Below are 19,406 nucleotides of genomic sequence, written 5' to 3'. Positions count from 1 at the left end.
GGGGTCCCATATGGTGGTGGGACGTGAGAGACGTACGGGCACTTCCCAAGGCCCACCTGCATGTCCACCTGGAAAGCACTGTACGACCCGAGACCGTGCGCGAGCTGGGCGGCACCACCGAGCGGGCCACGGTCTTCGGCAGCTTCCGAGAGTTCGGCGACGAGCGGGCCCGGGTGCGCGACCTGCTCCGCACGGCCGGCCACTTCCGGCGGATCGCGGTCGAGTTCTGCGCCGACGAGGCCGCCCAGGGCACCCGCTACGTCGAGGTGACCTTCACCGCCGCCGCCCACGGTGAGCGGGTGGGGGAGCCGGAGATGCCGCTGGAGGCCGTGCTCGACGGGCTGGCGGAGGGCCGGGCCAGATACGGGATCGAGAGCCGGGTGCTGCTCGACCACTCCAGGCGGCGGCCGGTTGAGCGGCTGTGGCGCACGTACGAGCTGGCCTCCCGCCACGACCAGGTGATCGGGCTGGGCCTGGCCGGCGACGAGAGCCATCCGCTGGCGCCGTTCGCGGAGGTGTTCGGGGCGGCCAGGGACGCCGGGCTGCACCTGGTGCACCACGCGGGGGAGACGGCCGGGCCCGCGAGCATCCGTGAGGCGCTCGACCTGGGGCACACGGAGCGGCTCGGGCACGGCATCCGGGTGCTGGACGACGACGCGCTGGTGGCCGAGGTGCGTGAGCGCGGCATCCCGCTGGAGGTCTGCCCCACCTCCAACGTCCTGCTCGGGCTGGTGCCGTCGCTTGCCGAGCACCCGCTGCCCCGGCTGCGGGCGGCCGGGCTGACGGTCACGATCAACACCGACGGGGAGACGGCGCTGGCCGAGGAGTACTCCCGGCTGCGCGAGGTCTTCGGCTATGGGGACGCCGACCTGGCCGATTTGGCCCGCGCCTCCATCGACGCCTCGTTCGCCCCGGCCGCCTTGAAGACGGAACTCAAGGACGGCGTGGACGCTTGGCTCGCGGCCCCATGAGCGGTGAGGTGAGTGGGTTCGAGGGTGATCGGCCGCCGCCGACGGACGTTCTCGCCGCGTTCGGGACCGCCGGGGAGCCGGTGTGGCTGGGTGGGGCGTGGCGGGCCGGTTCGCTGGTCCTCAAGGCGGTGGAGTTCCCGCCCGAGACGTTGTGGCGCAGTGAGGTGCTCGCCGCGCTTCCGGACTCGCCCCATTTCCGGCTCGCCCGTCCCGTCCGGACGGGGGACGGCGCCTGGGTGTGGCGCGGCTGGGAGGCGTGCCGGCTGGTGGCCGGGGAGCCGGACGTGAGCAGGCAGGACGACGTCCTGCGCGCCGGGGCCGCCTTCCACGAGGCGATCGCCCACCTCGACCGGCCCGCCTTCCTGGACCTGCGCGACGATCCCTGGTCGGGTGGCGACCGTGTCGCGTGGGAGGAGTCGCCGGTCCCACCCGGCGGGGCCGGGCTCCTGGAACCGCTGGTGGAGGCGCGCCGCCCGGTCGCTCTGCCCGCGCAGGCGGTGCACGGGGACCTGCCGGGCAACGTGCTGTTCGCCGAGGCCCGGCCTCCGGCGATCATCGACTGGCCGGTCTACTGGCGGCCGCCGTCATGGGCGGCGGCGGTCGCGGTCGCCGACGCCCTGTGCTGGTACGACGCCTCCCCCGACCTGGCCGCCCGGTGGGCGCACCTGCCCGAATGGGGCCAGATGCTGGTACGTGCGCTCATCTACCGAATCGTCACCCACGAGACGGCCCACGGACCCACCGGCTGGACCCCGGCCCAGATCGCCGCCTACCGCCCGGCGATCGAAGTCGCGCTGCGCCACGCGAACGAGGGGGCGGCATGACCGGGGGTGGCCGGGGTGGCCGGAAAGACTGGCCGGCCCGTTCGGCGCGGGTGTTGGCTCCGCGTCGTGGACGGGTGTAATGACCAGTCCTGCTTGTTGCCTATTACTCGTAAGAGCAAGAGGGTCGTGAAACCTGGCGTTCCGCCGTGTGTGCCGGAAGCGTCAGGCGGGCTCGTCGCCGAAGAGTGCCGTGCTGCCGCGGACGACGAGCGTCGTGGCGAGCTCTATGCGGGTGCCCGCCGGGCCTCGCGGGTGGGTCAGCTCCTCCGAGACGAGGCGGACGGCCTCGTTGGCCATGTCGTCGAGCGGCTGGCGCACCGTCGTGAGGGGCGGTGAGAGCATCTCGCACAGCGGCGAGTCGTCGAAGCCGACCACCGACAGGTCGTCGGGGATGCGGATGCCGTGCTCGGTGGCGGCCTGGTAGACGCCCGCCGCCTCCAGGTCGTTGCCGGCGAAGATCGCGGTGGGCGGGTCGTCGCGGTCGAGCAGCTCCAGGGCGAGCTTCTTGCCGCCCCGGACGAGGAAGTCGCCGTAGCGGGTGAGCGACGGGTCGGAGTCGATCCCGAAGGTACGGTGCGCGGCCAGGTAGCCCTCGTAGCGGTCGAGCGTGCACTGGGTGTCGAGCGGCCCGCCGATGAACCCGATCCTGGTGTGCCCCAGCTCCAGCAGGTGGGTCGTGGCCATGACGCCGCCCAGCCAGTTCGTCGCGCCGACCGTCGACAGGCGCGGGTCGCGCTGCCCCACCGGGTCGAGCAGCACGAGGGGGACGTGCAGCAGCTCCTCGATGGCCGTGATCTCGCGCTGGTCGGCCCGGGACAGCACGAGCACGATGCCGTCGGTGTTGCGCTTGCGGATCATCCCGATCCAGCGCCGCAGGTCGAAGTCGGGCCGCGCCGAGGAGGTCACCACGAGCGAGAACCCCCACCGGGCCGCCGCCTTCTCCGCGCCGCTGACGAGCACCTGGGCCCACGGGGAGCCGAGCCCGTCGATGAGCAGGTCGACGAGGCCGACCCGGGGTGTGCTGGGCGGGCGCGGCGCCTCGTATCCGGAGGTCCTGACCGCTTGGAGGACCTTGTCCCTCGTGGCGGCGGAGACGTGCTTCTTCCCGCTCAGGACCTTGGAGACGGTCGGCACCGACACACCGGCGGCGGCCGCGACGTCGGCCAGGGTGGCTCGAGCCACAGGACCTCCCGCTTGCCAGGGTGCCGCCGTCCGGCGGGCACCGGCGAATTACGAGTTTCGGAAAATCACGCGAAATCGAGGAGTCCACTGACCTGGGACGATCAGCGGCATCTCGTCATATGACCGGACTGTTGACAGGGCTACGAGCGGGAGCCTACCGTAACCCTTCGGCAATGTCACGGTAACCTTTCGGAAAGTTGGCCGGAAACTTTCTGCTCGGCCACAAGGTGCCGGCCGGCCTCCGAAAAGCCTGAACGAACGAGGGTAAATGCCTGCACGTGTGGAGCAGCCGGCTCGGGAAGCCCACGAGCGCCGCGTCGAGGAGTTGGTGGCGGACATGTCGCTCGGCGAGAAGCTCGCCCAGCTCGTGGGCGTCTGGCTGAACGTCAACCGGGACGAGGGCGTGGTCGCGCCCCTGCAGGACTCCATGCAGGGCGAGGAGGTCGCGTTCGAGGCCTTCGCCCGCGACGGCGTGGGCCACATCACCCGTCACTACGGCACCAGGCCCGTCGAGCCCGAGCAGGCCGGCGCCACGCTCGCGGCGCGGCAGCGCTGGCTGCGGGAGCACACCAGGCTCGGCATCCCGGCGATCGCCCACGAGGAGTGCCTGACGGGGCTGGCCGCGTGGCGGGCCACGACCTATCCGGCGCCGCTCGCCTGGGGCGCGTCGTTCGACGCCGGGCTGGTGGAGGAGATGGGCCGCAGGATCGGGACGGGCATGCGCGCGCTCGGCGTCCACCAGGGCCTGGCCCCCGTGCTCGACGTGATCCGCGACCAGCGGTGGGGCCGGGTGGAGGAGTGCATCTCCGAAGACCCGTACGAGGTCGCCACCATCGCCGCCGCCTATGTGCGCGGCCTGCAGTCCGCCGGCGTGATCGCCACCCTGAAGCACTTCGTCGGCTACTCGGGCTCCCGCGCCGGCCGGAACCTGGCCCCCGTGCACGCGGGCGCGCGCGAGGTGGCCGACACGTTGCTGTTCCCGTTCGAGGTCGCGGTACGCGACGCCCGCGCCGGCTCGGTCATGAACTCCTACGCCGAGATCGACGGCATCCCGATCGCCGCCGACGAGCACTACCTCACCCGCGTCCTGCGTGACGAATGGGGCTTCGAGGGCACGGTCGTCGCCGACTACTTCGCGGTCGCCTTCCTGCACACCCTGCACGCCGTGGCCTCCGGCGCCGAGGACGCCGCCGTGCAGGCGCTGAGCGCGGGCATCGACGTGGAGCTGCCCACCGGGGTGGCGTACTTCGAGCTGCGGCAGGCGGTCGCCGCAGGCAGGATCGACGAGGCCCTCATCGACCGGGCGCTGCGCCGCGTGCTGCGGCAGAAGGCGGAGCTCGGCCTGCTCGACGACGACTACGAGCCCGTGCCGCCCGGCCCGATCGACCTCGACGACGCCGAGTCGCGCGACCTCGCGCGGCGGCTGGCCGAGGAGTCGGTCGTGCTGCTGACCAACGACGGCACCCTGCCGCTCGGCGACGCGGCGGGCCGGCGGATCGCCCTCCTCGGCCCCAACGCCGACAGCGTGGCCGCCCTGTTCGGCTGCTACTCCTTCGTCAACCACGTGCTGCCGCACTTCCCCGAGGCCGAGGCCGGCATCGCCGCGCCCACCCTGCTCGAAGCGCTGCGGGAGGAGCTGCCGGGCGCGATCCTGCGGACCGAGCGCGGCACGGGCGTCGACGACGGCGATCGCTCGGGGATCGCCGCCGCCGCCCGCCTGGCGGCCGGGTCGGACGTCGCCGTCCTCGTGCTCGGCGACCGGTCGGGGCTGTTCGGCCGGGGCACCTCGGGCGAGGGCTGCGACGCCGAGACGCTCGACCTGCCCGGCGCCCAGCGGGAGCTGGCCGACGCCGTCCTGGCCACCGGCACGCCGACCGTGGTGGTGCTCATGACGGGCCGCGCGTACGCGGTGCCGGCGCTGCTGGGCTCCGCCGCCGCCGTCGTCCAGGCGTACTTTCCCGGTGAGGAGGGCGCGGGCGCGATCGCCCGGGTGCTCAGCGGCGCCGTGAACCCCTCCGGCCGCCTGCCGATGAGCATGCCGAGGACCACGGCCGGGCAGCCGTACAGCTATCTGCACCCCAGGCTGGGCGGGGCCGGCTCGGTCAGCAACCTCGACCCCGCCCCCGCGCTGAGCTTCGGGCACGGCCTGAGCTACACGCGCTTCTCCTACGCCGGCCTGACCGCCGACGAGACGGTCCCGGCGGGGGAGCCGATCCGGTGCTCGGTGGTGGTGCGCAACGACGGGGACCGGGCGGGCGCGGAGGTCGTCCAGGTGTACGCCTCCGACCGCGTCGCCTCGGTCACCAGGCCGCTGGCCCAGCTCGTCGGGTACGCCCGCGTCGAGCTGGCCCCCGGCGAGAGCGCGCGGGTCGCCTTCGAGGTGCCGGCCCGGCTGCTGGCCTTCACCGGCAGGGACGGGCGCCGCGTCGTCGAGCCCGGCGAGGTCGGCCTGTCCGTACGCCGCTCCGTCGCGGACGTCGTGGACGAGACGACCGTCCTGCTGACCGGCCCTGTCCACGCCTGCACCGGCGCCGAGCCGCGCCTGACGGGCGTGACCGTCGACCAGGGGACGCGCCCTTGAGCGGCCCCGACCTCATCCGGCATCACCACGGGAGCAGTGAAATGGCACGTATGGCCGCGTTCAGGGAGCGCGTGGGCGGCTTCGCCTTCGGCGGCGACTACAACCCCGAGCAGTGGGACCCCTCCGTCTGGCGGGAGGACGTCCGGCTCATGCGCGAGGCCGGGGTCAACGCCGTCAGCCTGGGCGTCTTCGCGTGGGCCTCGCTGGAGCCCGAGCCGGGCACGTACGAGTTCGGCTGGATGGACGAGGTCATGGATCTCCTCCACGACAACGGCATCAGCGTCAACCTGGCCACCCCGACGGCGGCGCCGCCCGTCTGGCTGACGCACCTGCACCCCGAGGTGTTCCCCATCAGGGAGGACGGCCAGCCGTTCGGCTTCGGCAACCGCCTGCACTACGACCCGTCGTCGCCGATCTACCGCCGGTACGCGGCCGGCATCACCACCAAACTCGCCGAGCGCTACTCCTTCCACCCGGCGCTGGCGATGTGGCACATCAGCAACGAGTACGGGCCCACGTCGTACGGCCCCGCGGCCTCGGCCGGCTTCCGGAGCTGGCTGCGGCGCAAGTACGGCTCCCTCGACGCGCTCAACGAGGCGTGGACCACGCGCTTCTGGGGCCAGGTCTACACCGACTGGGACCAGATCGACGTGCCGCACATCCCCCGTACCTGGATGAACCCCACCCGCCGCCTCGACTTCAAGCGCTTCACCTCCGACGCGCTGCTCGAGTGCTACATCGCCGAGCGGGACATCGTGCGCTCCTTCCGCGACGACCTCCCGGTCATGACCAACTTCATGCGCTTCTTCCGCCACGCCGACTACTGGAAGTGGGCGCAGGAGGAGGACGCGGCCGCGCTCGACATCTACCCCAACCCGGCCGACCCCGACTCGCACGTGTCGGCGGCCTTCAACTACGACCTGTTCCGCTCGCTCAAGGGCGGCCGGCCGTGGATGCTCATGGAGCAGTCGAGCAGCGCGGTCTCCCAGTGGCAGCTCAACATCGTCAAGGAGCCCGGGCGGATGCGGCTCGGCTCGCTCCAGGCGGTGTCGCGGGCGGCCGACTCGGTGATGTTCTTCCAGTGGCGGGCCGGCCGGGGCGGGCAGGAGCGCTTCCACTCGGCGATGCTGCCGCACTCCGGGCCCGGCTCGCGCACGTTCAGGGAGATCACCGACCTCGGGCGGGAGATGAGGCTGCTCGCGCCGGTGGCCGGCACGACCTCCCGCTCGGAGATCGCGGTCCTGTTCGACTGGGACGGCTGGTGGGGCCTGGAGGAGGTCTTCGGCCTGCCGCGCAGCGACTTCAGCTACACCGAGACGGTCATGCGGCACTACACGCCGCTGTGGGAGCGGCACCACGCCGTGGACGTCGTGTCCTACCGGTCGTCGCTGGACGGGTACAAGGTGCTGGTGGTGCCGAACGCGTACCTGATCGACGACGAGGGCGCCGCGCGGATCACCGAGTTCGCCAGGAACGGCGGGACGGTGATCATGTCGTTCTTCTCCGGCGTCGTGGACGCCGACAACCGCGTCCGTCCCGACGGCTATCCCGGGGCGTTCCGCGAGCTCATCGGCGCCAAGATCGACGAGTACTGGCCGGCCCGGCCTCACGAGGAGTTCACCGTGGAGTTCGCCGACGGGCGCGGCACCACGTCCACGTGGTGGCGTGACGACCTCCACCTGGAGTCGGGCAAGGCGCTGGCGACGTACGCGGACGGGCTGCTGGCCGGCCGGGCCGCCGTGGTCGAGAACCGGTACGGGGCCGGGCGGGTGGTCTACTTCGCGACCCTGCTGGAGCGGTCCGCGTTCGACGCCGTGGTGGCGGACGTGGTGGCCGAGGCGGGCGTGCGCTCGCGCTTCGAGGGCGTCCCCGCGCACGTGGAGTGCTCGGTACGGGGAGACGGGACCGACGAGTACGTGTTCCTGCTCAACCACAGCGGCGACCAGAGCGCGTCCGTCCCCCTGGGAGGGGAGGGGACGGACCTGCTCACCGGGCTCCCGGTGGCCGGCGAGGTGTCGCTGGAGCCGCTGGGGGCGGCGGTGGTCCGGCTGGCTCACCCGTAGCGGCCCGCCCCTGGTCGGCGTGGTCCTGTCAGAGCAGGCCGGCGTCGCGGACCTTCATGGCCACGTGCACCCGGTTGTCGGTGCCGAGCTTGGCGAAGATGCGGGTGATGTTGGCCTTCACGGTCGCCACGCTCACCGACAGCCGGCCGGCGATCTCGGCGTTCGAACTGCCTCTGGCCACCTCCACGGCGACCTCGCGCTCCCGCTCGGTCAGCGCGGCCAGCTCACGTTCGGCCTCCTCGCGGCGCGGCTCGTAGCGACCGGTGGCGGCCGCGATCACCTGCTGGGCCACGCTCGGCGACAGCACCGGCTCCCCGTTGGCCACCGCCCGCACCGCCTCGATCATCTTCGGTGGCGGCGTGTCCTTCAGCAGGAAGCCGTGGGCGCCGAGCCGCAGCGCCCGCAGCACCATGTCATCGGCGTCGAACGTGGTCAGCACCAGGATCCGCGGCGGCTCCGGATGCCGCAGCAGCAGCTCGGTCGTGGTGAGACCGTCCTGCTCCGGCATCCGGACGTCCATCAGCACCACGTCGGGCCGCAGGTCGCGGATCACCCGCATGGCCTGCCTGCCGTCCCCGGCCTCGCCGACCAGGTCCAGGTCGGGCTCGCCGCCGAGGATGAGCCGCAGCCCCGTGCGCACCATCGGGTCGTCGTCGACGATCACCACGCGAATCACGTGCTCAACCCTCCCACGGCAGCCTCGCGTCCAGCACGAAGCGCCCGTCGCGTACGGCGTGGGTGAGGGTGCCGCCGGCCATCCGGGTGCGCTCGGCCAGCCCGACCAGCCCCAGCCGCCCGCCCGGCCCGGAGGGCGCGCCGAGCGGCGCCGCGTTGCTCACCCGGATGCGCAGGCCGTCGCCCGGCCGCCCGACCAGCTCGGCCCGGACGTGGCTGCCCGGCGCGTGCTTGCGCGCGTTGGTCAGCGCCTCCTGCACGATCCGGTACGCGTGCCGTCCCGTCTGGGCCGGCAGCAGCTCTTTGCCGTGCACGCTGTCGGCCACCTCGACGCGCTGCCCGGCCGCGCGCACCTCCTCGAACAGGGCGTCCAGGTGCGCCAGCGTCGGCTGCGGCGCCTCCGGCCCGCTGCCTCCCTCGCGCCGGAGCGTGCCGAGGACGGCGCGCAGCTCGTTCAGCGACTGGTGGGCGTTCTCCTGGATCGCCAGCGCGGTCTCGCGGGTCTGCTCGGGGCTCAGGTCCTTGCGATAGGCGAGGCCGCCCGCGAGCATCGCCAGCAGGGAGATGCGGTGCGCCAGCACGTCGTGCATCTCCTGAGCGATCTTCAGCCGCTCCTCCAGCTTGGCCCGCGCCACCCGCTGCGCCTGCGCCGTCTCCTCCGCGGCCCGCCCGGCCGCGTCCAGCTCGCGGCCCCCGCCCAGGTAGAGCCCGAAGGCCGTCACCCCGCCGAGCATGGTGACCCCGACCACCGCGTAGAAGGCGGGCAGCCGGAGGTTGCCCGCCCAGTGGGTCGAGGCGATGAAGCTCAGCCAGAACACCACGGCGACCGGCACGATCCGCCGCCACTGGCGATGGGTGGCCAGCGACGTGAGGGCCACCAGCGCCGGGCCGACGAGGGCCAGGGAGGCGACGATCGGCACGGCCGTCGCCAGCGCCACCTGCCACGGCCACCGGTGCCGCCAGCGCAGCAGGACCAGGCCGGCCACGGCCAGCCCCATGTCGGCCAGCAGCACCGGCAGGTCGTCCGCGGGGCCGGGGCGGCGGTCGGAGAGCGCGATCAGCAGGACGACCTGGAGCAGCAGCGGCAGCGCGGCGAACCCGTAGCGGAACACCGCGCCCAGCCTCTGTCCAGCGGACGAGCGTCGCGTGGCGGGGTCGGGCACGACTCCAGCCTAAAGGCCCTGTGGCCTGTGCTTTCAGCTACCTGGGTCCATGCCTGTAGCGACTCTGGTCCACCATCGGCGCGGCGGGCCGAGCCCAACCGCCCGCGGCTTTTCGACCCTGGTCCGATGAGGCCGGACGCGTTCTCCGGTGGACTTGACCCGTGATCGAATTCAACCGCGTCACCAAGACGTACCACGGGGTGCGGGCGCTCGACGAGGTGTCCTTCAGCGTCCGGCCGGGCACCGTCACCGGGTTCCTCGGCCCCAACGGGGCCGGCAAATCGACCGCCCTGCGCGTCCTCGCCGGGCTCGCCCGGCCGACCTCGGGCTCGGCCACCGTGCTCGGGCGGCCGTACACGGAGCTGGAGCGGCCGGGCTTCGACGTCGGCACGCTCCTCGACGCCGGCGCCCACCATCCCGGCCGCACCGGGCGTGAGGTGCTGACCCTGGGCGCCCTGCTGCTCGGCCTGCCCAGGTCGCGTGTGGAGGAGGTGCTGGAGCTGGTGGGGCTGACCGTCAAGGAGAGCAGGCGCGTCGTGGGCGGCTACTCGCTCGGCATGCGGCAACGGCTCGGCATCGGCCACGCGCTCCTCGGCCGGCCCCGGGCGCTCCTGCTCGACGAGCCCGCCAACGGCCTCGACCCCCAGGGCATCCAGTGGATGCGCACCCTGCTGCGCGGCCTGGCCGGCGAAGGGTGCGCGGTGCTGCTCAGCTCCCACCTGCTGTACGAGGTGGAGCAGGTCGCCGACCACATCGTGATGATCGGCCGCGGGCGCGTGCTGGCCGACGGCACGGTGGCCGAGCTCGGCGCGGGCCGCGGCCTCGAACGCACCTTCCTCGACCTGACCGCCGAAGCCGATCGGAGCCTGGCATGAGCACGCCCCAGACCCTTGCCCGCCAGGTCCCGTTCCGCAGGCTGGTGTGGGTGGAGACGCGCAAGCTGTTCGACACGCGCAGCGGTCTCGTCATGACCGGGATCCTGGTCGCCGCGGCGGTCGCGCTCGTCGTGGGGCGGGCCGCCACGGTGGGGCCGCCCAGGCTGTTCACACTGGCCGGGACCGCCGCCGTCGCGCTGGGGGTGCTGCTGCCGGTGCTCGGCATCATCACGGTCACCGGCGAGTGGAGCCACCGGACCGCGCTGACCACGTTCGCGCTGGAGCCCCGGCGGGCGCGGGTGCTGGCGGCCAAATGCCTGCCCGCGCTGGCCGCGGCCGTGCTGGGCAGCCTGCTCGCGGTGCTGGTCGCGGTGCCGGCCACCGCGCTGTCCGCCTCCGTGCTGCACGTCGAGCCCACCTGGGAGGTCGCGCCGCGGGCCCTGGCGGGCTGGATCGTCGTCATGGTGCTGCAGACCGCCCAGGGGCTGGCCCTGGGGCTGCTCCTGCTCAACGCGCCGGCCGCGATCGTGGTCTGCCTGGCCGGTCCCATGCTGTGGAGTTTCGTGGCCGCGGCCGGCGACGGCGGGCAGGCCGTGGCGGAGTGGCTCGACCTCAACCGCACGACGGGCGTGCTCATGAGCGGTGAGCTGACCGGTGACGGCGTCGCGCGGCTGGTCACGTCGGTGCTGGTGTGGGTGGTCATCCCCATGGCGACCGGGGTGGCGCGCGTCGTACGGTCCGATCTGCACTGATGATCTGCCCTGATGATCTGCACTGATGATCTGCACTGACGCTTTACCGAGGAAGGTAGATCTATGCCCGTTTTATGGGGATTCGTTTGCCTTTGTCCGGTTTGGGGGGTAATGTTGTGACTGTTAACGGCGAATGACCTGCGTCTTGCCTGGGTAAGGCGGGGGTCGCGCCGGATCCCGAATCCCGTTTCCGTGGATTCCTTCGCGCTCCACGTAGCGTCCGTATGGCGTGCTGCCCGGCTACGTCTTGCTAAGCGAGCGCCAAGTTGCCATGTCCCTATAACAAAGGACCTGAGAGATTTATGTCTGCTCGTTTGCGTAAGTTCGCCATGCTCGCCGCGTCCGCCGCGACGGCCCTGACCATGGGGTCGGCCGTGGCGCACGCCAACACCCCCCAGGCCGACAAGGGCCGGACCGACCGCCCGGCCACGGCGCACTCCACGCAGGCGCTGCTCCAGGGCTCGACCAAGGCGTCCTACTTCTGGGACGACTCCTCCGGGCGCGCCGGTGACACCGGCCTGCCGGCCGCCGGCAAGCCCATGCAGAAGGGCCTGGTCGCCAGCCCGAGCTGGCCGCTCATGACCGAGGGCTACGTTGTCTACAAGGGCAAGAAGATGCCGTTCTTCGTGGGTGACCGTGGTCCCGGCGACCCCTCCAGCCGTGGCGTGATGCTGGACCTGGACGCCAAGACCTTTGCCGAGTTGACCGGTGGCCGCTTCAACCCCGACACCCTGGGTGTGGACGGCGCCGGCGGCGAGGGCCACATCAAGGTCGACTACGTCATCACCAAGTGGGGCGACGGCGTCGGCAAGAAGAGCTACCCGGTCGCCTTCTCCACCGGCGCCTGGTCGGAGAAGGACGGCAGGTCCATGATCCAGCCGGTGTCGGTCAAGAAGTAACCGGCCGGCCGCTGGAGGAGGGCGCCCCCGTCGCGGGGGGCGCCCTCTTTTCGCCTGTCGCCTGTATCGTTACAAATCGATCGACGCGAAAGGTCCCGATGATCCCCCAGCCCTACCGCGACCCCATGTACGACGGCGCCACCGACCCCACCCTGATCTGGAACCGGGCCGAGCGCGCCTGGTGGCTCGTCTACACCGCCCGCCGCGCCACCGCCCCCGCCAGGGAGGACGTGAGCTGGGTGCACGGCACCGACCTCGGCGTGGCCTCCTCGACCGACGGTGGCGGCACCTGGCTGTACCGGGGGGTGATCGAAGGGCTGGACACCGAATGGGGCCGGCACACGTACTGGGCGCCGGAGATCGTCGACGACGGGGTCACGTACCACATGTACGTCAGCGTCATCCGGGGCGTCCCCGACGCCTGGGCGCCCCACGACCGCCACATCCGCCACTACACCAGCCCCGACCTGATCCGCTGGACGTTCCGCTCCACCCTCGGCCTGTCCTCCTCGCGCGTCATCGACGCCTGCGTGGCCGCGCTGCCGGGCGGCGGGCACCGCCTCTGGTACAAGGACGAGGCCCACGGCTCCCACACCTGGGCCGCCGACAGCGACGACCTGCGCCACTGGCGGGTCCGCGGCCCGGCGGTGACGATCTCCGCGCACGAGGGGCCGAACGTGTTCACCCTCGGCGGCCGGCACTGGATGATCGTGGACGAATGGCACGGCCAGCGCGTGCTCGTCTCCGACGACCTCGACACCTGGCGGCCCCGCGGCCTCATCCTCGACCGGCCCGGCGGACGCCGCGACGACGGCGGGTACGGCCACCACGCGGACGTCGTCGTCACGGGGGAGGAGGAGGCGCTGATCTGCTACTTCACCCATCCGGACGGCGATCGGCGGTCGTCGGTCCAGGTGGCCCGGCTGCGCGTGCGGGACGGCGACCTGCGCTGCGACCGCGACGAGCCGCTCACCGGCCCGCTCCTGCCGGGTGCGGGCCCGGTAACGCGTCCTTGACACGGCGTGATTTGTATCGATAAAAAACTGTATCGATACAAGCATGAAGAGGTGAGCGATGTCCCTTTTCCGCCTGTCCCCTCCCCGCCTGTCCCTTGCCCGGAAGAGATCGAGCGCGATACTGGCGGCGGCGGCCGTCGCCCTGGCCGGCCTCACCGGATGCGGGTCGGGAGGCGGTGGCGGCAAGACCACGCTCGGCTTCTTCTCCTGGGACAACGAGACCACGATGAAGCCGCTGATCGACGCGTTCGAGAAGCAGCACCCGGCCGTCGAGATCGAGTTCTCCAACGCCCCGCCCGTCGCCGAGTACATCTCCACCCTGCAGACCCGGCTCGGCTCCGGCACCGGCGCCGACGTGTTCCTGATCGCCGCCGAGAACAAGACGAACCTCATCGAGGGCAGGTTCGTCAAAGACCTGACCGGCAAGCCGTTCATGGCGAACGTCTCCACGTTCAACAGCGCCACCTACGCCAAGGACGGCAAGACGTACGGCATGTCGCTGTCGTCCTGGGCCGGCGGCATCCTCTACAACGACGACCTGCTCGCCAAGGCCGGCGTCACCGAGTTCCCCACCACGTGGGACGCCTTCATCGCGCTGTGCCAGAAGCTCAAGGCGTCCGGCGTCACCCCGTTCTACGACACGGCGACCGCCATGCCGCTCACCCTCGCCGCCCTCGTCGGCCACGAGAACGCGGCCAAGGGCGGCGACGTGGACGCCCGGATCTTCGCCGGCGGCGCGACGTTCGGCGAGCTGTGGAACGGCCCGCTGACGACCTGGAACAAGCTCTTCACCAGCGGCGCGATGAGCAAGGACGTCGTCGGGCTGACCGGCGCGCAGATCGTGGACGAGTTCGCGGGCGGCCGCGTCGCCATGATCGCCGCCGGCCCGTGGGACGTCCCCAACCTGAAGCAGAAGGCGCCGAACCTCAAGATGACGTTCGCCGGCGTGCCCACCCCGGACGGAAAGCCGTTCTGGGCCGGCGCCGCCTCACCCGGGTACGCGATCAACGCCAAGACCGAGCACCCCAAGGAGGCCGAGGCGTTCCTGACGTACCTGTCGAGCAAGGACGCCGTCACCCTCTACAACAGGCAGACCGCGGCCATGACCACCACCTCCGACGTCAAGCCGCAGCTCGACCCGGTGCTGGAGCCCAACTTCGCGGCCCTGGAGGAGGGCCGGTTCTACCTGCCGCAGATCGCCTGGGAACGCAACCAGGACGCGCTCAACACCGAGGCCGTCGCCCAGATCCAGCTCCTGGTCCAGGGCCAGGCCCAGCCCGCCGCCGTCGCCGCGGCGCTCGACGACCGGCTGAAGTCCGCCGGTGGCTGACCGGGGATCGAGGGTGCGGCTCGAAGCGCTGCGCCTGCAGGCGTTCCTGATCCCGATCACGGTGGTCTTCGCCGTGCTGTTCGCGATCCCGCTGGCGCAGTCGCTCTACTACAGCGTCACCGACTTCAACGGCTACTCGCCCGACGTGCGGTTCGTGGGGCTGGAGAACTACCGGCGGATCTTCACCGACCCGGCCATGCTGGCCGGGCTCGGGTTCACGCTGCTGTACGCGATCGGCACGACGGTGATCATCACGATCCTGGCGATCCCGCTCGCCGTGCTGCTCAACCGGCGCTTCTTCGGCCGGAACGTCGTACGCGCGGTGTTCTTCTTCCCCGCCGTCCCCAGCATCGCGATCCTCGGCCTGGTGTGGGGGTTCATCCTGTCCCCGCTCGGGTCCGGCGCCATCAACAGCCTGCTCGGCGACCTTGGGCCGGTCCCGTGGCTGTCCGACGGCACGCTCGCGCGGCTCTCGGTCATCGTGGTGGCCGTCTGGTCGTCCACCGGCTGGCACGCCATCCTCTACCTGGCGTACCTGCAGTCCATCCCCGGCGACTACTACGAGGCCGCGCGGGTGGACGGCGCCACCCGGCGCCAGTCGTTCTTCTCGATCACGCTGCCGCTGCTCGCGCCGGCCGTCACGATCAGCTCGCTGCTGCTGATGACCGGCGGGCTGAAGGTCTACGACCTGCCCTACACCCTCACCAAGGGCGGCCCCGGGTACGCCACGTTCACCATCACCCAGTCGATCATCCAGAGCGGCATCGCGCAGGCCAAGTTCGGCCAGGCGTCGGCGCTCGCGGTGGTGTTCATGCTGGTGGTGGGCGCGATCGTGGCCGTGCAGCTCGTCCTGTCGCGCCGGGTCGAAGGGCGGCTGTCATGACCGCGAGACGCCGCCCGTCCGTCCTGCTGAGCTGCGCCATGATCCTGGCCGCGGCCGTGGTCGGCGTGCCGTTCTACTACATCGTCGTCAACACCTTCAAGACCCAGGCGGAGACGGCCGCCGCGCCGCTCGCCCCGCCGTCGGCCCTCTATCTCGACAACTACGCCCGCGTCTTCGACAGCACGCCGATCGCGCAGTCGTTCCTCAACACGCTCTACGTCACCGTCCTGTCGATCGTGATCATGCTGGTCGTCGGCTCGATGGCCGCCTACGCGATGCTGCTGCGCAGGACCCTGCTCAACCGGCTCATCGGCGTGCTGCTCGTCATCGCGTTCCTGGTGCCCGGCCAGGCCACACTGATCCCGGTCTACCGGATCCTGGTGGCGCTGCGGCTGGTGGACAGCCTCGAAGGGCTCATCCTGTTGTACGCGGCCGGCTCGATCTTCTGCTACTTCCTCATCCAGGGCTACCTGCGCTCGCTGCCGATCTCGATCTTCGAGGCGGCCCGCATCGACGGCGCCGGACCGTGGCAGATCTACTGGCGGATCGTGCTGCCGCTGATCCGGCCCATCCTCATCACGGTCGGCGTGTTCCAGACCATGTGGATCTGGAACGACTTCATCACGCCCAACGTGTTCATCAGCTCGCCCGAGAAGCAGACCCTGGTGCTGCAGGTCTACAAGGCGGTCGGGCAGTTCGGGGTGGACTGGCCGGCCTTCCTCACGCTCAGCGTGATCGTGCTGATCCCCGTCGTGGTCTTCTTCGTCGCGATGCAGCGCCACATCGTCAACGGGCTCCTGCAGGGCGGCGTCAAGGGATGAGGCCGGGAGAAAGCCACCGCCGTGAAAAGATGCTGAGGTGGTGACGATACAGGACGTGGCGAAGGCCGCCGGGGTCTCGCCGATGACCGTGTCCCACGTCATCAACGACCATCCCCACGTCAAGAACGAGACGCGCGAGCGCGTGCTGCGGGCCATCGCCGAGCTCGACTACCGGGTCAACGTGGCCGCGCGCAACCTGCGCACCGGCCGGACCGGCACGATCGGGCTCGCCGTCGCCGAGATCGACCGGCCCTACTACGGCCAGCTCGCCGCCGCGATCATCACCGCGGCGGAGCGGCGCGGCCTCAAGGTGGCGATCGAGCAGACCGGCGCCTCACGCGAGGGCGAGCTCGACGCCCTCGCGCTGTCGCGCAACCGGCTCTACGACGGGCTCATCCTCAGCACGGTCGGGCTCGGGCCCGCCGACACCGAGCTGCTCAAGGTCGACCACCCGGTCGTGATCCTGGGGGAGCGGATCTTCGACGGGCCCGTCGACCACGTCGCGATGCCCAACGTCGAGGGCGCCCGCGCCGCGACCGCGCACCTCATCGAGCGGGGCTGCCGCCGCGTCGTGCTCATCGACGGCGGTGTCCGGGGCGACGAGGTCGACGTCTCCAGCCTGCGCTACACCGGTTACCGCGAGGCCCTCGACGCCGCGGGCCTCGCCTTCGACCCCGCGCTGGTGGCGCCCATCGACGCGTTCACGATGGAGTCGGGGGCCGCCGCCGCGCGTCGGGTGGCCGACTCGGGCCTCGACTTCGACGGGATCTTCTGCGTGACCGACACCGTGGCGATCGGCGCCCTGCGCGGGCTGGCCGATCGCGGGGTGGCGGTGCCGGGGCGGGTGAAGGTGATCGGGTTCGACAACATCGCGGAGGGGGCCTACTCGGTGCCGTCCCTGTCGACGATCGACCCCGACCACACGCTCATGGCCGACACCGCCGTCGACCTGCTGGCCCGCCGCCTGACCGAGAAGGGCAAGAAGAACAGGCAGGTCGCCCAGGAGTTCATCAGCCGCTTCTCGGTCGTGGCGCGCGAGTCGACCGGCTAGTTCCCGCCGGGCACGGGCACCTTCGACCAGTCGATGTCCGAGCCGAAGTAGAAGCTCGGGTACGCCGGCTGGTTGTAGGCCGTCTGCTGCCGGGCCACCTCCACGCGATACTGCGGGTCGTGCATGAGGGTGTACAGCTTCCGGCCGGTCACCTCCGTGCTCAGGAAGATCCGGATGGCCCCGCTGTCGGTCGTGCGGGTCAGCATCTCCTCCCGCCAGTCACCGAACACGTCGGCCACCAGCCCGGGGTTGCCCTTCGTCCAGTTGTTCGTCAGCGTGCCCTCGGCGGTCAGCACCGTGCCGCGCCTGTAGTCGTCGATGGTCGGCGTCTGCAGGACGGTCGTGGCGGTGCCGTTGACGAGCTGGGTGGTCATGTCGGCGGCCCAGCGGATGCTCATGTTCGTGCCGGGGGCGTTGCGGCCCAGGTACGCGCCGCGAGCCGACCACAGCCCGGCCTCGATCGCCTGGTTGGGCGGCATCGACGACCACGACTCCACGCCGCGGACGGCCGGGTCGATGTCGCCGACCATGCCGCGTCCGGTGTCGACGCCGCTGTAGCCGCCGTGGATCACCTTGCCGGTGGCCGCCTCACGCAGCGCCCACCCGTACGGCGCCCACGGGCCGCCCTCGTGCACCGTCCAGATCTCCAGGCCGGGGCGGTCGGGGTCGAAGTCGCCGACGTGCATGGCGTCACCGTGGCCGAGGCGGACGTTCTGGCCCGGCACGTTGCTCTGGGGCGGGCCCTCGGCGAAGGAGGAGTAGAGCAGGTCGCCGTCGTCGTCGATGGTGGCGGAGCCGTACACGATCTCCTGCCGGCCGTCGGCGTCCACGTCGGCCACGCTCATCGAGTGGAAGCCCTGGGTGGTCAGGGCGGCGTACGCGGGGTCCCCGCCGTCCACGCCGTGCGGGCTCGCGTTGAACGGGTTGGCCATCGGCGCGTGGCCGCTGTCGACGTACCAGACCTGCTTGAGCCGCCTGCCGTCCCAGTCGTAGGCCACCAGCGTCGTGCGCGTGTAGTAGCCGCGGGCGAAGATCGCCGACGGGCGGCGGCCGTCGAGGTAGGCGACCGACGACAGGAACCGGTCCACCCGGTTGCCCGGCTCGATCCTGGCCATCGCGTAGTCGCCCCACATCAGCCCGTCGTCGCCGCGGCCGGGCTTGTACGGGATCGTCTGCAGCTCCTTGCCGGTGGCGCCCTCGAGGACCGACAGGTATTCGGGGCCGGTGATGACGAAGCCGTTGAACTCGCGCAGCCGGTTGTTGCCGCTGCGGCCCGGCGCGTAGACGTCGACGAAGTAGGTGGCCAGGTCTACCGCGGCCTCGTGGGAGAGCGGGTACCGGTGCCGCGGCGCGATGCCGAACGCCGCTTCCAGGGTCGCCGGCCAGCGGCCCGCGACGACCTCCGGGTGCTCATGCCATTTCGCGAACATTTGCACCACGTAGTCGAAATAATCGGCGGCGCTCTTTCGATAGTCGTCGGTGTGCGCGTATCCGGCCTTGACGTCTTTCTGCGGCATCGTGATGAAACGCTCGGAGACGACGTCGCCCCGGGGGCCATAGCGGATGATCTTCGTGCCGGGGGCGGTCTTGAGCATCATCTCCGAACGGCCGTCGCCGTCGAAGTCGTAGACCAGGAACTGCGTGTAGTGGGCGCCGGAGCGGATGTTCACGCCCAGGTCGAGCCGCCAGCGCAACGTGCCGTCCAGCTCGTAGGTGTCCACGTAGGTGTTGCCGGTGTAGCCGCGCTGGGAGACGTCCTTGGAGTTGGACGGGTCCCACTTGACCACGTACTCGTACTGGCCGTCGCCGTCCACGTCGCCCACGCTCAGGTCGTTGGCCGAGTAGGTGTACGCCTCGCCCATCGGGGTCACGCCGTCGGCCGGTTTCTTGAGCGGTAGGTCGTAAAACGATTTAACCCAAGGCGTGGCCGGGGCGCTGCGCTGACCTTCGCGTCCCTTGACGATCGGGGCCACCCGGTACTGGGACGTGGCGGTGCCGGCGGGGTCGCGGTAGTTGGTGCTGTTGGTGACCGTCGCGATGGCGCGGCCGTCGCGGTAGACGCGGAAGTCGGCGCCCGTCATGCCGGAGTCGCCGTGCCCGGTCACCTCGTCGCCGAGCAGTCGCCAGCTCAGGAACACGCCCTCGCTGGCGGGAACCGCCACCAGGCCGCGGTCGAGGTGCTCGAGCCGGATGCCCGCGCCGGGGCGGCCCGTGTCGCCGGCGGCGGCGGGGGCCGCCGGGACCGCCGCCAGGGGCAGGCAGAGCAGGGCGGTCAAGCCCGTGGTGAGCGCGCGGCGGATGCTGCTGGGGGGTCTCATGG

16 protein-coding genes are annotated in these 19,406 nt (G+C 71.4%); 12 read left to right on the top strand and 4 right to left on the bottom strand.

Annotated elements, in window-relative coordinates:
• Window positions 1-23 precede the first annotated feature (23 nt).
• Both add and AB0I15_RS54425 read left to right on the top strand, forming a co-directional pair.
• A complete protein-coding gene (add, locus tag AB0I15_RS54430) occupies window positions 24-971 on the top strand; it encodes an adenosine deaminase (RefSeq protein ID WP_358115513.1) in 948 nt (315 codons plus the stop codon).
• A gap of 8 nt (window positions 972-979) precedes the next feature.
• Complete coding sequence (locus tag AB0I15_RS54425; RefSeq protein ID WP_358115510.1) at window positions 980-1,795, top strand: TIGR02569 family protein; 816 nt, start codon at window positions 980-982, stop codon at window positions 1,793-1,795.
• Between the two features lie 162 nt (window positions 1,796-1,957).
• Here AB0I15_RS54425 and AB0I15_RS54420 read toward each other — a convergent pair whose 3' ends face one another.
• Entirely contained in the window at window positions 1,958-2,977 is a 1,020-nt protein-coding gene (locus AB0I15_RS54420) for a substrate-binding domain-containing protein (RefSeq protein WP_358115506.1), read from the bottom strand.
• Window positions 2,978-3,245: 268 nt separating this feature from the next.
• Between AB0I15_RS54420 and AB0I15_RS54415 the strand changes: the two genes are divergently transcribed.
• Window positions 3,246-5,558 (top strand): glycoside hydrolase family 3 N-terminal domain-containing protein, encoded by a 2,313-nt coding sequence (locus tag AB0I15_RS54415; RefSeq protein ID WP_358115503.1) that lies wholly within the window; start codon window positions 3,246-3,248, stop codon window positions 5,556-5,558.
• A gap of 41 nt (window positions 5,559-5,599) precedes the next feature.
• Window positions 5,600-7,621, top strand: coding sequence for a beta-galactosidase (locus AB0I15_RS54410; protein ID WP_358115501.1), 2,022 nt, complete (start codon window positions 5,600-5,602; stop codon window positions 7,619-7,621).
• Between the two features lie 28 nt (window positions 7,622-7,649).
• Here the strand turns inward: AB0I15_RS54410 and AB0I15_RS54405 are convergent, their stop codons facing one another.
• Both AB0I15_RS54405 and AB0I15_RS54400 read right to left on the bottom strand, forming a co-directional pair.
• Window positions 7,650-8,297 (bottom strand): response regulator transcription factor, encoded by a 648-nt coding sequence (locus AB0I15_RS54405; RefSeq protein ID WP_358115498.1) that lies wholly within the window; start codon window positions 8,295-8,297, stop codon window positions 7,650-7,652.
• A gap of 4 nt (window positions 8,298-8,301) precedes the next feature.
• Entirely contained in the window at window positions 8,302-9,459 is a 1,158-nt protein-coding gene (locus AB0I15_RS54400; RefSeq protein WP_358115495.1) for a histidine kinase, read from the bottom strand.
• A 161-nt stretch (window positions 9,460-9,620) separates the two neighbouring features.
• Between AB0I15_RS54400 and AB0I15_RS54395 the strand changes: the two genes are divergently transcribed.
• The 8 genes from AB0I15_RS54395 (at window position 9,621) to AB0I15_RS54360 (ending at window position 17,086) form a co-directional block, all read left to right on the top strand.
• Window positions 9,621-10,334, top strand: coding sequence for an ATP-binding cassette domain-containing protein (locus AB0I15_RS54395; RefSeq protein WP_358115492.1), 714 nt, complete (start codon window positions 9,621-9,623; stop codon window positions 10,332-10,334).
• Window positions 10,331-11,086 (top strand): hypothetical protein, encoded by a 756-nt coding sequence (locus AB0I15_RS54390; RefSeq protein ID WP_358115489.1) that lies wholly within the window; start codon window positions 10,331-10,333, stop codon window positions 11,084-11,086. The genes AB0I15_RS54395 and AB0I15_RS54390 overlap by 4 nt, the downstream gene beginning before the upstream one ends.
• 302 nt (window positions 11,087-11,388) lie before the next feature.
• On the top strand, window positions 11,389-11,985 hold the full coding sequence (locus AB0I15_RS54385; RefSeq protein WP_358115486.1) for a hypothetical protein: 597 nt from the start codon (window positions 11,389-11,391) through the stop codon (window positions 11,983-11,985).
• Between the two features lie 98 nt (window positions 11,986-12,083).
• Window positions 12,084-13,001 carry a hypothetical protein gene (locus AB0I15_RS54380; protein ID WP_358115483.1) on the top strand — a complete coding sequence of 306 codons (918 nt, stop codon included), beginning with the start codon at window positions 12,084-12,086 and terminating at the stop codon, window positions 12,999-13,001.
• 58 nt (window positions 13,002-13,059) lie between these two features.
• Window positions 13,060-14,331, top strand: coding sequence for an extracellular solute-binding protein (locus AB0I15_RS54375; protein ID WP_358115480.1), 1,272 nt, complete (start codon window positions 13,060-13,062; stop codon window positions 14,329-14,331).
• 13 nt (window positions 14,332-14,344) lie between these two features.
• Entirely contained in the window at window positions 14,345-15,214 is an 870-nt protein-coding gene (locus AB0I15_RS54370; protein ID WP_358115477.1) for a sugar ABC transporter permease, read from the top strand.
• Window positions 15,211-16,035 carry a carbohydrate ABC transporter permease gene (locus tag AB0I15_RS54365; RefSeq protein WP_358115473.1) on the top strand — a complete coding sequence of 275 codons (825 nt, stop codon included), beginning with the start codon at window positions 15,211-15,213 and terminating at the stop codon, window positions 16,033-16,035. Before AB0I15_RS54370 ends, AB0I15_RS54365 begins: the two co-directional genes overlap by 4 nt.
• A 40-nt stretch (window positions 16,036-16,075) precedes the next feature.
• Window positions 16,076-17,086 carry a LacI family DNA-binding transcriptional regulator gene (locus tag AB0I15_RS54360; RefSeq protein WP_358115470.1) on the top strand — a complete coding sequence of 337 codons (1,011 nt, stop codon included), beginning with the start codon at window positions 16,076-16,078 and terminating at the stop codon, window positions 17,084-17,086.
• On the opposite strand, the gene AB0I15_RS54355 is transcribed toward AB0I15_RS54360, so the two are convergent.
• Complete coding sequence (locus tag AB0I15_RS54355) at window positions 17,083-19,404, bottom strand: rhamnogalacturonan lyase (RefSeq protein ID WP_358115468.1); 2,322 nt, start codon at window positions 19,402-19,404, stop codon at window positions 17,083-17,085. The two genes, AB0I15_RS54360 and AB0I15_RS54355, sit on opposite strands and share 4 nt — an antisense overlap.
• Window positions 19,405-19,406: the final 2 nt, after the last annotated feature.

The organism is Nonomuraea sp. NPDC050643 (assembly GCF_040654715.1).
In the GTDB taxonomy this organism is placed as follows: domain Bacteria; phylum Actinomycetota; class Actinomycetes; order Streptosporangiales; family Streptosporangiaceae; genus Nonomuraea.
The sequence above is the reverse complement of the archived record's forward strand: the minus strand, read 5'-3'. Positions and strand labels throughout refer to the sequence as shown.